The sequence below is a fragment of the Methanogenium cariaci JCM 10550 genome (genome assembly GCF_001315945.1).
Taxonomy (GTDB): domain Archaea; phylum Halobacteriota; class Methanomicrobia; order Methanomicrobiales; family Methanomicrobiaceae; genus Methanogenium; species Methanogenium cariaci.
Genome location: NZ_BBBG01000021.1, coordinates 34470 through 48951 on the forward strand (window position 1 = coordinate 34470; position 14482 = coordinate 48951).

The following is a 14482-nucleotide window of genomic DNA, read 5'->3' on the forward strand; positions in this document are numbered from 1 at the left end:
TTAACACACAGTCCGAAAAAAAGAACAACATCTCTCGGTATCAAGCCACAATAAATACCGAATCGATTCTTTCTGAAGTCTGATTAATTCAGTATCAGAATGAAGCATTCCCCCCTAATGCTGTTTTATCTTCCGGAGGTGTTTGTGGATCATTATATGTGACTTCTAAATGTTTGTACAAACCATCATTATTCAACACCAGTTTATCCATTTCAGCATCTGATATCTGATAAATATTTGATATACCTCCTTCTTTCCGTTTAACTCTGATCAGAGATGATAATAATTCAATATTTTTACTCACAAAAGTGGGTGAATGGGTCGTAGCGAGAACTTGATTTCCTTCGATTTCTGATAAGGTATGAAGACTGTTATTCAGGATCTCCTGCTGACTGGGATGGAGGAACGCTTCCGGTTCTTCGAATAAGATGAGAGTAAAATCAGGATTGAATTCCTTCTTTTTTGGCTCGTCTTCGTCAACATATTCGGTTGACATTTTTAGAATCGTATAAATCAGATGCCTTTGAAGGCCCTGCCCAAAATGCTTTATGTCAACATCCTTTCCAAGATCGCTGTCTGTGAGAGAATGCGTAACGAGACTCTTTATTATTTCATCAGTGTCGATAGGATTAATATGGAGATTGAATTCCACATCCCATTCACGGATATTCTCATTCAATGATTCCTGAATCCCTTTTACAGAATGGCCGTCAGCAGATTTGTCATGTGGAAATTGGTCATCAAATTTTTGAAATGAGCTTTGTAATGCTGAATATGATGCACTCTTTTTTACAACTTTTCCCACAACAAAATTGAGCACGTCCCGAAAGGGAGATGGCCCTTTTAGTTTGAACGCCTCTTCTGTTGTCATCACATCCGGGATATACAAAACTGTTCCCAATTTTGCCTGAGATATATTTTTTGCACCGTAAAAAAGTGTGTCAGAGATTCCCTCTGGAGTGTATCCATAGATATTGCTTTGGTTGCCTTTCACCAATCCGGCAGATGATTGCAAATATTTTCTTACTTTCAGGGTATTATCCGGAAGGTGATATTCATCCTTGAGAGTCTCATTTTCGTCATCTGTCAATTGGAACTCTAATTCAATCCAGCTATCTCTGTCATCAGTATCAAATTTTGGAAAATCGTCAGGTTTTCTGTATTTCAATTTGTCACATTCATAAAAAACTCTCAATGCCCGAATGATATTGGATTTTCCCTGATTATTTGCACCAATTAGAACAGAATAGTCATCAAGATGAAAGGTGGTATCTTTTACCGAACGAAAGTTGTGAATATGGATATTTTTTATCCTCATATCCCTTCGCCAACCTTCAGTTCAGCAATTTCGACAAAGTCATTGATCTCACTGTTGTTCTCAAGGATTTTCTTGTCAAGCCGCTTTGCAACCGTCAGAATGTCCTGATACCGTTTTTCCTGGTAAGCCTTGGTAAACCCAAGTGCAACTGCTTCCTTACGCACTTCTTTGATCTTCTTTTTCCCGGTCTGGGCTTCTTCAAGGACCCGTTCAAACGCCTTCAGGAGTTCTTTCTCACGGCCAATTTCAACAGAACTCCGCTCATCCTCACTCTCTGGTCGGCGGTATTTCCCGTTTTCAGAGATGAAATTTGTCTCGAGCAGATTCTTTAGTTCCGGAAGCTGGTCTTCCACCGTTGAAATTACCTGCATTGACGCCGTATAGATTTCGCTATACGATTTTGGTTCAGATAGGTAATTGTAGAGCCAGATAAGCATTGATTTCTCATCACTCACAAAGAGCGTCTGCTGGCCCTTTGCAATCTCTTCGATTGCCTGAAGACCATGCTCCTTTTTCCACTCATCATATGCAGAAACCTCATCATCAAGGAACCAATACCCATCGATGAGTTTGAAATGGTCCTTGAGCATATTGTAGAACTGAGGCGCATTGAGACGAATTTCAAAGCCATTTTGGATATAGTGGGCAAGCATCTTTGAGAAGAGCATCTGCTCGGTCCGCTCGATATTTGGTTCTATGGGCAGGTGAGATAGGTGTTCAGCAACAAAATCTTTCTCAAGACCGACACCGGCTTTCTTAAGGAAGCGATCTTCGAATTTTTGCCGGGGGGGTTTGTAGGCATTAATAACGAGATCGTTTTTCACGGCACCGGCAGATGTAACCTGTTTGAAACTGCCCTGTTTTTTATCAAGAACCGTTACCTGTGCAATGATGAAACCGGCTTTTGTAAGTGCATCCTGGATTGCATTCCATACCGATGCCTTAGAGTTATGAAATTCTACAGTTATCCAGCGATTTGGCTTCAATACACGATACATTTCTTTAAAGCTATCAAGCATTAATTTTTTGTAATCACTGAGGTCTTTAATTTGAGTTTTATTTATTATTGCCTCTTGTTTGGTATTTGTAAAAATTTTTAGCCAAGATTCCCAGAGGAAATTTAACTCAGAATACATTAGATTGCCCCCCCCAAAAGGAGGATCTGTGAAAATATAATCAACAGAATTATTATCAATATTCCTAACATTTGTAATAGAAGAACACGAGATACAATTGCCTCCATTTAATGATTTAAATGCCCTAAGGAAATCATTACTTTTCCCAGAAAAAACTTTTAATACATCTGTTTCAGCGATTAATGATGCAACATAAAGTGTTCCAGAAACCGGTCCATTACCTCGGTGTCCCATATTATATCGTGCAAGTTTTGTGCAAAGTGTTGCGCAAACAGATTGGAAAACTAATCCCAATTGCCCATGCATTTTTGATTTATCAATTTTATCCTTAAGGGCGGCAAGTACCCACAAATTTCGCTTAGTATAGAAGTGGTGAACGTGGGTTATGCCATATTTATCATTTCTTCTCGATTCATCGCCATTGGGCATCCGATTTATTGGAATATGATATGGTATTTCATTCTTCTCGATTTTTTTATCAAATTTAGATCATTTTCATCAGGAATCTTTTCGTATTTTTTCTTTCCAACACGATAATTAATTAAAACCGGCACCTGTAATGCCTGTGTCATTTGTTGGTTGATGTTAGCATCTAAAAAATCTACAAAAGAACGCTTGCATTCACGCTTCGTAAGATTTGCACTACAGTATGGACAGGAATATACATCATTTACCTTGCCTTCTTTCTTATCAACGGCTGCATCCCAAAAAATATGTTCCTGGTTGCAATAGGGACAAATAAGTACGTCAGACCAGACAGTATAGTTGATTCTTCCCTTTGTTTTACCATCTGTATGAAGGGTTTCATACATCCAACCACATTCTCTCTCACATTCAGTAACAATTTGTTTTCCTTCTGTTTCTAATTCACGGATATTTACAGGCATATTATAATTGAAAGCAATGTATGTTGCTGCTGGTGACAAGTCAGATAGGACCGCTTTACGATTTAAAAACTGAGCCGCAACACCAGTCATCCCGGTACCACAAAACCCATCAAAAACAATATCTCCTTCTTCAGTATAATGCTCAATAAACGGCATTATCGCCTTGTATGGAACTTTGGTATGATATGAATGGGCCATATAAATCGGTTCATTCTTCCCCCCCTCACTCACATCACTCACAAACGGTGTCCGCTCATAGTCATCGGTCTCGGGATCATAGGATGTCCCGAAGGCCTCGATGAACTCATTGATATAGGGATTGGGGGGCAGGCAGTGTAGTATGGAGTGTCAGAGAGGGCGATGATGTCTTCGTCCTTTCCGATGGGAAATCCCTCAATCTTTTTCAGTTCTTCCAGCTGGTCTGCAAGAGGATGTTTTGCACATTCCTCTTCAAACATCTTGCGCCGTTCGTCTTCTGATTTTCCTGCATATTTACCATAGCCTGCCATTGTTTTTCACTCCTCACCATACTCGTTTTCGATATTCCAATTCATGTGCAAATTTGAGCTAAGCATCTCAGCTTTCGTCGTCTCTCTGCTGTGCCAGCGTGATCCGGGTCTTGTCAAGATCCTTTCCTGCAACCAGTGCCTGCTTCCAGGCATCAAGACGGTCCTTAAACGTGCTATAGTCCATCACCGTTGTTGACCCAAACACCGATTCAACAAACTGCTCCGGTGTTATTTCAACCATCTCAAGCTCTTTAAAGAGATTATTCAGGGCAATAACAAGCGTCCCTGTGATCTGGTCCGGGAGCCTGCCGTTCTGTATCAGTTCATTAACCGCAGACTGTCCTTTGGGAGAGAGGAACTGGATATTATCCCGGTAATTTCCAACCTCTGCAAGAATTGTCTCCTCCCAGTCGGTGTAAATAGATGTGACCTCTGACTCAATCGCTCCGATTCTCGTGCCAATGTCCCAGACCTTCAGTCCGTTCGGGAAAGAACAGTTTGGACACTGTACCTTTTTCTCCAGAATGTCAGCATTCAGGCCCGTACAGCGAAGCCGGCTCAGCGACGACAGTTCATCCTCAATCTTATTAAACCGGACACGATTGAGAATATCAACACTTTTCAGCATCCTGAGTTTCTGATAGGTTTCGCCAGAAGACACATCCGAGAGGCAGGACCAGTCCACTTTTCCGCCCACATACATCTCATGGGCCTGGTAGTAAATTGCCCGGTACTTCCGCATAATCTGTTGCAGTTTTCCCCCCCGCAACTGATTGTACCCGTCGGGTTCAATCACAAGGTCCAGATTCTTCATCAGAGCAAATGCATCCTCAATTCCCTCCAGAAGCGTGTCAGCGATGAATATGTCAGGATACTCTTTAAGAATCCTTCTCACTTCAACGACATAACCAGCCTCACGTTCAATATCCGAGGTATATATCTCATAGAATGCATTCAGTTTGTGTAAGAGGGAAACTGCATCTGCAATCTTGTCAATCTTTTCTTTATCAAAGACAATTTTCTTGAGATCATTGGGTGTGCGAACTTTGTCGAATATACCAATGGGAATCTCATTCAGCAGTTCATGTTTCTCTCTGAGGGATTCAACATCCAACGGATTCCACGGAGCCAGAGAAAGTGACTCAATTTTCCGATTCACAGATGTGACCATATCAATAATTTCAAGATATCTCGTCCTGAATGCCTGGATTGCTTCAGAGCGTTTTGAAGAACTCCGCAGTTTCCGGGAAGGATCTCCTGAGATTCCAAGAACCGTAAAGAGGCTGATCACGGGCTGAATGTCAAACTCACTTTCAAGGGTCAGGTATGGAATATTTTCAAAGGCATCAAACCCGGATTTGAATACACCCTCCACATCCGATGATGTTATAGTCTTTCCACCGCGTGCCTTCAGGGCAATTTCACCATTAAAGGTAAGAACTGCCAAAACGAAGCGGGTCATTACCGGATCAAATCCATATGGACTCTCCGCATAGGTATCAACAAATCCCTGGACCGCAACATTTTGCCCGGCGTTATTCTTTGCCTCTTTGATGATCGATTGAGCCACGTCAGAATTCCCGGTTGAAAGGTTCCCTCTTTCATCGACCAGATTCATCGCATTCAGGAGTGAGGCTGTATTCGAAACAAGTGCAGTTTGTGTTCCGCTGCGTACGGTAAGGTTTGCGAAAATCCTCGAAAATTCACCTTTAATATTGTCACGGGTAATCTGCTGACCAAATCGCGGATGGTCCGGATATTTCTCATCAAAATAATCATCAAACAGATCAGGTTTAATCTCTGAGAATAACTCCTCAAAATTAGAAAATTCCCGTGAAATCAGTGAGGTGATCTTCTTTTTCCCAGAACCATCGTCAATGGTCCCAAACTGAAGATAATCACTCACCAGCATCTCAGTAAACTGCTTCCTGAGTTTGACCTGGTATTTCTGGATGATACTTCGCTGATAATTATCATTAATAAGTGCCCGTGCTGCAGCAAGTCTCCTGAGCACCTTCTGTGTTTCTGCTGAAAGTGTCCCTTCAATTACTACACAGTCCTGAGCGGGACGGTACCGCTTATTGGCACAGAACGGTGAGGCAAACACAATCTGATAATCACCGCTCTTATGAACAATATCACCCTTCCCATTCTCATAAATGAACTGCCCCCCCTCCCTGAAGGAACGCCGTGAATTCCAGCGGCAGGTATCGGCAAAAGAAGACGAAGTCCCATTTGTCTCCAGCAATAACTGATCCTTTACAATTTCCAGAATTTCGTGATCGGGAGCATCTTCAGACAGATTATCTGTCTTTCTCTCGATGACCTGTTCATAATCAACTTTTGATTCCAGATCCAGGAAATAATACCCATCCTTACTTCTGCTGATAAACTGCCCATCCGTGACCTTCCGGAGATTGGTCAATACCAGTTCAACCTCGTCGGTCGCCTCCATGATTTGATTTTGTGGAAGGAGCAGAAGCGTGTTTGAAAGTTCCTGAACGGTTGCACCATTATTTGTACTCTTTCCGTACAATTTCAAAATTGCAAGCGCTTTTACCAGTTTTCTTGCTGTATTCTGGTGTCGGGCATCCAGCAGATCAATTTTACTATCAAGCGTCTGGACCGCATCTACAACCGGTGATACACTATCCAGATGTTTCACCGTATGTTTTGAATTAATCTCATCGAAGATTCGGTCATAGGTGATAAGGGAAGGGAAATCTTCTCCCAGAATCGATTCAACTTCCTGCATGGTGAACTGGATGGCTCCACGTTTCTCAAAATAGGGAAGTTCCGAAAATATCTGGATTACATATGGATGAACAGGGTAGAGGTTGATATAATCGTCCAGATTATTTCTGATTGTGGGATAATACTTCTCATACTCAGAGAAGAGGCTTTCAAGCTCCAGTCTCTGCTCTGGACTTTTGCCAACAACCCTTTTGGCAATAACCCTCTTTATGTCTTCACGTTTTATCGTAATTATCTGGAACCGTTCTGAAACCCTTCCAAAACTCTCTGCCTCATCTACGTATTTGGGATTGGTGAAAATATGCTCCTGCATCGCACCGATGAAGGTAAAATCACATTCCTGAGCTGCCTGTCCAAGGACACGGAGAAACTGAATATCCCGGGTAATTTTCTCTTTGGTCTTTTGTTTCAGGAAATCAGAGATTTCATCTACAACAACTACCAATCCACGTGTAGGCTGACTTTTCTTGATTTCATACAGTAAATCAAGAATGTTCTTTTTATGGTCAACAACACCATCAATTTTGAACCGGTACTCAATTCCATAATTTTCTGATAGTTGCTGTTCGATTGCGTCATAAAAATATTCAGAAAGTTCAACATCATTTGGCTGAAGTTCCCAGTGAACAACGATGAAATCACGGCCAATTTTTTTGGATGCATTACGGACGTTTTCATTCTGAATATATTGCACAAGATTGGTATCTGATAATATTGAGATTATTAATCCAAGAAGATGTGATTTACCTGAACCATATCCACCAATTATCTGTGCAGCTTTATGGGTTTCGGATGCAAAATCATTGCATAAATCAACCAGATGGTCCTCTATTGCTGAAGAAATAAGATACTTTTCAACCAGCCCTTTCTTACTTTCTTCATCACCCAGTGCATCGATATCAATGACGTCTTTTATTTTTTCAAAATTAACCAGGTCACAAATTTTAGTCATCTATATCCTCCAGTTTTGCATGAATCAGTTCACTGACATCCATTTCAACAAAGTCAGGTCGTCCGTATTCAGAATATTGGATTCTGTCTCCGGAAATGTGGCCTTCAACAAAAACAATGATCTCCTTTGTTCTTGATCTGTATTTGAAGGCCCCGATGGGATTGAGTTTGCCTAACTCAGGCGAATAGAGAATATTGGTATTATAGAGAATGACCTTGTCAGGAAGCTGACTGAACCATGTCTTGATCTTGGAACCAACCCGAACTTTTCTTTTATTTTCCGGAATATCCTCTATTAAGGATATCACATTCTTCGTAACATCATAGCAACTCCAACCATCGCCGTCGAGTCTGGAAGTAATTCGCTCATATTGATTATTGTTATCGATAATTACGAGCATTTTATAGTGGTTATTCTGATTCTCACCCAGTAGTTTGTCCAACAGCATGATTATATCTCCAATATTGTTTGAATCCTGAATAAACGAAAGCTATTATTAATATGTGCCAGTATCAACAATAAGTTAGTCTGCTTTAAAAAATTCCACATACAGATAAGACATATAATTTTACAAATTTTGCCTAAAATTATTTCATTCTCAAGTTGGGGGGGGATTCCCCAAACATATACATTAAATTTGGATTAACAAGATTTGAAAATCTGGCTCTGTTGAAACCCTGTTGCCTACATTTATTATCAAAGTGAAATTGGTGTCAGGTCAGGGAGATCAAGATCAAAATAAATTTCCATAAACTTACGAAAGCGGTTTAATCTGTTGTTATATTTGAAGGATTCAACAGAGCTGTTATTTAAATAATCCAAATTTTGAACCCGGAATCTCCCCCCCTTAAAAAAGAATGAGAACTTCAGTCCTCATCATCTTCCTCTTCCCCCCCTGGAATCGTTCATTGTTAGGTTCAGTTGATCTGAACGATTATCCCTCGCATCATCGTATGCAGAGTTGTTTGGATTCATTGAATCTGACCGGTCATCATTTGAACTGCGGCCATCACCACCACCACCGCCACCACCTTTTCCCATTGACTGTCTCACCTCCCTTGTGTTTGTGATGAAATATATCCCCCCCCAAAAAACAGAGAATTATTGATTAATACGAGGTCGTCATTCGTAAAAATTCTGAGAAGATGTATGGGTTTTGTCTCCCGGCAGCCCGGCGAAAAATATCCCTTTCATCCCTTATTGTTCATCAGATCACTGAATATTCGGCGAACGTACTAATCTATACCAAAAGAACAAAAATTTAGAGTATGCTGAACCAGGATCACCAAAGAATACGGAATACGGCCACCGTGATCATCATCGTTCTTTTCATACTAACCATACTATTCACCGCCGGATGTGTCAATAACGGACAGTACGGCAAAAGAGATATAACCGCTGGCTTCTGGATCCTCAAAGTCGATGCAGACGGGAACAGGCAGTGGACCACGATCATTGATGGCGACCCAAAAATAACCGGTGCAGCGATTATCCAGACGCGTGATGGTGGCTACGCAGTCGCAGGCACAGAGGGTTTAATCCCCCGCATTTTTACCTTTGATGCAGGGGGGGTGACGCTGTATCAGATATCACCACTGATACAAATCAGGAATGGGGGGGTGAATCACTTGTCGAGGCTCCGGGTGGCGGTTATGTCGTCGCCGGACATTCGGGAGTTTTAACACGGATGGATGTAGGGGGGGAAACGCCCTCTGGAACACATCAATCGGTGACGAAAGCGAACGGGGGGGGAGCGGTTGGTGCTGGTCAGGGCACCGGACGGCGGATATGCGGTAGTGGGGGGGCAATCATTCCGTCAGACTTGACGAGAATGGAATGATCCTCTGGGAGACCGCATTTGCTCCGGACAAGAACGCCAGAACGATAATCGCAGCACCCACGGGAGGCTTTGTCACCGGAGGAACCTGCAGTGAAGGTGCGTGGGTCACCATGCTTGATGCCGAAGGAGACCGCGTATGGAACAGGACGTTTCCGAGCGAATTCCTTACCCGTCTCTATACCGTCCGTCTCTCCCCCGCAGGCACATATGACATCATCTATGCTACCGAACAAGTTATTACCAGAGGCCCGGAATATAGTTTTGTAACAGAGACAACCGAAGTCTCCCTCTCTGCAAAAGGCGAACTGATCGCGGAAAGGCCCGTGCAGGCCTCCCCGTTCATCGTCGCGACTGAAGACGGCGGATATGCATATGCCGGGTATTCTAACCCAAAATATAACCAACTGCATGAGTCCGGCCATCGCGGCACTCCCCCCCTCCAGGTCGTCAGGCTTGACAATGACGGCGAGGTCACATGGGATCAATCGTTTAATATCGGGAATGATCGATACGTTACATCAATCATTCAGACGGCAGACGGCGGATTTGCTATCTTCGGAAATTCGATTTATTTCTGAATGCTTCGTAGCGTGCAGGGATGGTCGATAGAGGTTCTGAAAGGATCCAGTCTTTCGATTCCCATCCGGTTTTGCACAACGCGTATTGCAGCGGGGCTGCAAAAACTCCCTCTCTTTTTCACCCGGAGAATGCCCTGAGTTAATACCAATCGCTTATCTTTTTCATCTGGATTACCATGCTGTCAAACGGATGACGGAATGAAAATGAGTTATAAACTCTACCGGTAAACAGTATCGTGATGACTGAAATCCAGGAGCCGGACGGCCTTCTCGGATTCTATGATTTCGTAGATCAGAACGAATGATTTGTTTATGTGAACTCTCCGCATTCCCTTCAAATCATGGCGGAGCGGCTTGAAGTGGTAAGGATTGATCTGAATCTCGTGCACTTTCTTTGAAATGATGGTGAAGGTATTCTTATCCGTCTTCCTGAGTTTACTGAGTTTTGCCTCAAGTGTTTCAGAAATATACAGACGATACACACAACCCCCTCCCGGAATAATCTCAAACACTTTCTTTAAAGTGTTTCTCGAAATCCGCCACCGGTGTGAACCGTTCTTTTCGGATTTTTGCCAGCTTTTCAATATACTCCTCTCTCACGGCAAATTCTTCTTCGAGCTGGAACTTCATGAAATTCTCAATCTGTTTGCTCATATTAAGACCAAGACGTTTGCATTCTGCGGAGTATTTCTCATAGACACTATCTGTTATGCTGAAGCTTTTGACACCCATACTGGTTCCCCTGATTAGGTAATCTTCATTAAAATTATTTAATTTTATGGAACATCCATCCCTCAGTTTTTCTGCCGGGCCCATCCGTCTGCCCGACCCGAACCGGTTCCAAACGAACACTCGTGCCTTTGCCCAGGGCAGGCGCAGGAATGGGCGGAGTTCACATGATCTCCATTGCAAGGATAACCGTGGCATTACAAGAATAATCCCCCCCATTGCAAGGTCATACCATTCCTCTCTTTAGTGAATCGGGGCGTGAAATGAACGTATTTTTGCCTCATTTATGACCCCCCCTCTCCTATGCCGGAAATATCCGGACACTCTGCCGGTTATTCCCCGAACAAACGGTGAATTCCGGACTAATACGGGGGGGTCGCCATTCGAAACAATTCTGAGAGGATGTATGGGGTGTCTCTGAAGGTGATCGCCCCCCCGCTCCGGCCGTCTGTGTGGATGCGTTTTTTCCGGCAGAATGTCGGTTTAAGGATAATTAGCACGTGATTAGCACGTGATTTGGTTGCAACGGGGGGGAAAAGAGACAAGCAGACAGCACACCGAAGACGTGTTCAGCTTTGTCATGGAGCATAAGAGGGATGGCCGTCCCTCACGTTATCTACTGCCCTTCAACCGATGTAGAATCCCGCCTCATCCCTCTCGGACCAACCTCTCCCCCCCTCTAAAACTGATCCGCATCCAGATACTCGTTTTTCACCGCCGCATACCAGATCTCCAGAAACTCCGGCGGGAACACCTCCAGCGTCTGTATGATATGGTAGGCAAAATCGACAAAACCCAGCGGGTTTGCCGTGATGATGCCCCCCCGTCACATACACTCGGCGCAGGCACATACCGGTGCTCGCGTGATAATCCGGGGCACGCTGTTTCAGCCACCCCCCCGCGCCGCAGCTCGTGTGCCGCACCGTATCGAGAAACCCGTGGTTGGCAAGAAAGAGCGTGGCACCGCATATTGCTGCCACCGGAATAGTATGGTGGATGCAGTCCCGGATGAGCGGGACCAGCCGCGTGGGATCATCGTGTTCGTATTGCGATGAACCGGGAAGAATGACCATCGCCGCATCGCTGAGTTTGACAGAATCAACATCAGCATCCGGAAGAATGGTAATGCCCCCGGTAGTTGTGACCGGCTCTTTGGTAAGCCCGAAGGTGATGATATGGTAACTTCTTTTTTTGGGGGGGATGTCGGTATTGAGATCTGATATCATCGCTATCGCCAGAGCTGCCTCACAGTCAGCAAGATTCGGGCATACATAGAGGTATACATTTTTGTCCATTTTATCACCCTTTTGCGGTAGGTAATACGTGAGCGTTCCCATTAAAAAATGAATGGAAACGTGCGGAAACGACAGCCGGGACGGTTCAAAGCATAATGCCGGAAACCTTACCGGATATCTGATTCCCGATTGGCCATACCATTAACTGTCTGAAGACAGAACACCTCCTGAAGCTCTTACCCTGAAGACCTATGAAATCATTCAATATCGCTGATAAACTCCGGAAGCTGGAAACAGAAGTCGGCACGCTTTCGCCGATGCATAAGATCCTCCTCGGCACCGATGGTTCGGTGACCACCCTTCTGGAAAATGCCCTGGACTGCGAGGTGACGGTGCATACCCTCTCCCAGGAGGTCGTGCCCGCCGACAGCCACGCGGCAATGTCCCTCGGGATACCTGCGGGAGAGCCGGTCAACCATCGCATTGTTACGTTAAACGAGGGTGCAGACGGAAGGGTTCTCCTCTATGCCACATCAGATACCCCCCCTCTCTCCCGTCTTGAACCTTCCTTCAAAGACGACCTGATGCAAGCCGACATCCCTATCGGGCGAATAATGCGGATGCACCAGATCGAGGCCCGGCGTGAACTTGACGACGTGAAGGTGTGCCGGGCCGGCACCGGCATCAGCGATATCCTCGGGGTCTTTCGCCATGAGCCTCTGCTCTCCCGCCGCTACCGTATCATCACCGGCAAAGAACCCCTGATCAGCATCAGAGAGACCTTCCCGTACTCCAACTTCACCGAAGAGGCCAGGGTGATTGTGGAGGCACCGGCACGGATTCACATGGGCCTCATCGACATGAACGGGAGCTCCGGGAGAGTCGATGGCGGCATCGGCCTCTCGCTCGAAGACCCGGCCGTCGTCCTCGAGGCGAAACGAAGCGATGAAATACGGGTCAGAGGCGACAGCGAAAACACGGACCGTATAAAAAAGACCGTGGAAAATACCCTCGCCGCACTGGGAGTGCAGGCTGGTGCCGAAATCACACTGCACCGCACGTATCCCGGACACATCGGCCTCGGGAGCGGCACCCAGATCAGCCTTGCCACCGCCCGTGCCGTCTGCGAACTCTACCGTCCCCCCCTCCCCCCCGTCAGAGAGATCGCGGCGATTGCCGGGAGAGGGGGGAACATCAGGTATCGGGACTGCGGCCTTTGAGTCCGGCGGCTTTATTCTTGATGGCGGACACCGTTTTGGCCCGTCAGGAGAAGTCTGACTTCAGACCGTCTTCCGCATCAGACGGGGTGAAACCCGCACCGGTCCTCTTCCGGCACCCGTTCCCCCCCGAGGACTGGCAGATTCTTCTCGCGACCCCCCCGGCCATTCCTGAAGGTGCAAACGGGGAGGCCGAAGTTGACATCTTCCGGCAGTATTGCCCGGTGCCCGTTGGCGATGTGCAGGCAATCTGTCACACCATTCTGATGCAGATGCTCCCCGGAATTATCGAAAAAGACCTTGACCTCTTCGGGACGGCAGTGAACACCATTCAGGGCTTCGGTCTCAAAAAGGTCGAACACCGCCTGCAGTCCCCTCTCATCCACGACCTCATCGCCACGCTCATGACCACCGATGCCGCAGGAGTCGGGCTGAGCTCTTTTGGCCCGACCGTCTATGCCATCGGCGACACCGGTATGCAGGACTCTCTCAGAGCTGCAGAACAGGTGATGGCAGAGACCGGAGGGTCGGTTCTCCTCACTCAGGCCCGGAACCACGGGGGGGCAGAGATTCGGGCCTCCCCCCCCTGAATTTTGTTTTTAACTCGCGGCGCCTCCTCCTCTTTTATACCGATACCAGCACTCTTCAGAGCATGTCTCTCCCACCACGATTTTTTCCAAAAACCATCCATTGATAGGACAGATTAATATTACCTTAAGTAATAGTTTCATACGTCAGTCGCCACCGGGCAACCGACTGGCAGAAGTGTGTGTATGCGTGTGATATCATCACAGACTTCTTCTGTATGCCCCGCTGCTATCCCCACATCGATAGTGGACACTCTGTGTTTCTGCACAGGAGAAGAATCCCATGAACGAAATCGAAAAAACAAAAACCGAAACAGAATCCGAACCCGGAACAGAACCCGGAACAAAAAACGGCAGCCCCATCAGGAGACCATGTACCACCATCGCTCTGTCCGGAACCGCCAGTGAACCGTTCGCGGCTGAACCCGTATCCGCTGCGGTCGGCGAAAGAAAAACCGCCATCCGCAATGCCCTCTCCCTCCTCTTTTTTGACGGGGACGTCGTCGAACTCCGGGCCCTCGGCGACGGTGGCGTGCACAGCGGCTACTTCAACGACTTTGATCAGATGGCAGAGCGGGCGGCGGCGATGAACCGCTTCACCGATGTCCACGGTGTCTACGTCACCCTGAACGAAGTGAACCCCCCCGCCCTGCTCTCCCGCCGGGCCAACCGCGTCAAACAGCGCCTCTCCCGGAGCGACGCCACCACCGCCGATGCCGACATCGTCCGCCGCCGCCTGG

General features: G+C 46.0%; 14 protein-coding genes. 5 read left to right on the forward strand and 9 right to left on the reverse strand.

From position 1 onward, the window contains the following. Nucleotides 1–94: 94 nt before the first annotated feature. The 6 genes from JCM10550_RS13820 to brxF all read right to left on the reverse strand — a co-directional run bounded on the left by JCM10550_RS13820 (nucleotide 95) and on the right by brxF (nucleotide 7998). Complete coding sequence (locus JCM10550_RS13820) at nucleotides 95–1318, reverse strand: ATP-dependent endonuclease (RefSeq protein WP_218185225.1); 1224 nt, start codon at nucleotides 1316–1318, stop codon at nucleotides 95–97. Continuing rightward, a complete protein-coding gene (locus JCM10550_RS20825; protein WP_218185226.1) occupies nucleotides 1315–2883 on the reverse strand; it encodes a DNA methyltransferase in 1569 nt (522 codons plus the stop codon). Before JCM10550_RS20825 ends, JCM10550_RS13820 begins: the two co-directional genes overlap by 4 nt. A gap of 5 nt (nucleotides 2884–2888) precedes the next feature. Beyond that, nucleotides 2889–3581, reverse strand: a complete 693-nt coding sequence (locus JCM10550_RS20830; RefSeq protein ID WP_218185227.1) for a DNA methyltransferase — start codon at nucleotides 3579–3581, stop codon at nucleotides 2889–2891. Then, the gene (locus tag JCM10550_RS20835) at nucleotides 3578–3850 is read right to left on the reverse strand and encodes a hypothetical protein (protein ID WP_218185228.1); all 273 of its coding nucleotides are present in this window, start codon (nucleotides 3848–3850) and stop codon (nucleotides 3578–3580) included. The genes JCM10550_RS20830 and JCM10550_RS20835 overlap by 4 nt, the downstream gene beginning before the upstream one ends. A 67-nt stretch (nucleotides 3851–3917) precedes the next feature. Beyond that, nucleotides 3918–7556: a DUF6079 family protein gene (locus tag JCM10550_RS13830; RefSeq protein ID WP_062399977.1), complete on the reverse strand. Its 3639-nt coding sequence runs from the start codon at nucleotides 7554–7556 to the stop codon at nucleotides 3918–3920. Further along, entirely contained in the window at nucleotides 7549–7998 is a 450-nt protein-coding gene (brxF, locus tag JCM10550_RS13835) for a BREX-3 system P-loop-containing protein BrxF (RefSeq protein ID WP_218185229.1), read from the reverse strand. Before brxF ends, JCM10550_RS13830 begins: the two co-directional genes overlap by 8 nt. A gap of 826 nt (nucleotides 7999–8824) precedes the next feature. On the opposite strand from brxF, the gene JCM10550_RS13840 reads away from it, so the two are divergent. Next, on the forward strand, nucleotides 8825–9238 hold the full coding sequence (locus tag JCM10550_RS13840) for a hypothetical protein (RefSeq protein WP_157200299.1): 414 nt from the start codon (nucleotides 8825–8827) through the stop codon (nucleotides 9236–9238). Nucleotides 9239–9392: 154 nt separating this feature from the next. After that, the gene (locus JCM10550_RS13845; RefSeq protein ID WP_062399982.1) at nucleotides 9393–9974 is read left to right on the forward strand and encodes a hypothetical protein; all 582 of its coding nucleotides are present in this window, start codon (nucleotides 9393–9395) and stop codon (nucleotides 9972–9974) included. Between the two features lie 218 nt (nucleotides 9975–10192). Here JCM10550_RS13845 and JCM10550_RS13850 read toward each other — a convergent pair whose 3' ends face one another. The 3 genes from JCM10550_RS13850 to JCM10550_RS13860 form a co-directional block, all read right to left on the reverse strand. After that, complete coding sequence (locus JCM10550_RS13850) at nucleotides 10193–10456, reverse strand: type II toxin-antitoxin system RelE/ParE family toxin (RefSeq protein WP_062399986.1); 264 nt, start codon at nucleotides 10454–10456, stop codon at nucleotides 10193–10195. Between the two features lie 22 nt (nucleotides 10457–10478). Further along, the gene (locus JCM10550_RS13855; protein ID WP_245619250.1) at nucleotides 10479–10790 is read right to left on the reverse strand and encodes a hypothetical protein; all 312 of its coding nucleotides are present in this window, start codon (nucleotides 10788–10790) and stop codon (nucleotides 10479–10481) included. A 539-nt stretch (nucleotides 10791–11329) separates the two neighbouring features. After that, nucleotides 11330–11998, reverse strand: coding sequence for a DJ-1/PfpI family protein (locus tag JCM10550_RS13860; protein ID WP_245619252.1), 669 nt, complete (start codon nucleotides 11996–11998; stop codon nucleotides 11330–11332). Between the two features lie 191 nt (nucleotides 11999–12189). Here JCM10550_RS13860 and JCM10550_RS25290 point away from each other — a divergent pair, with 191 nt between their 5' ends. The 3 genes from JCM10550_RS25290 to JCM10550_RS23495 form a co-directional block, all read left to right on the forward strand. Then, entirely contained in the window at nucleotides 12190–13158 is a 969-nt protein-coding gene (locus JCM10550_RS25290; RefSeq protein WP_281175411.1) for a beta-ribofuranosylaminobenzene 5'-phosphate synthase family protein, read from the forward strand. A gap of 20 nt (nucleotides 13159–13178) precedes the next feature. Then, nucleotides 13179–13745, forward strand: a complete 567-nt coding sequence (locus JCM10550_RS25295; RefSeq protein WP_281175412.1) for a beta-ribofuranosylaminobenzene 5'-phosphate synthase family protein — start codon at nucleotides 13179–13181, stop codon at nucleotides 13743–13745. A gap of 280 nt (nucleotides 13746–14025) precedes the next feature. Then, nucleotides 14026–14482: hypothetical protein (locus JCM10550_RS23495; RefSeq protein WP_245619254.1), on the forward strand; the 457-nt coding region annotated here is incomplete at its 3' end.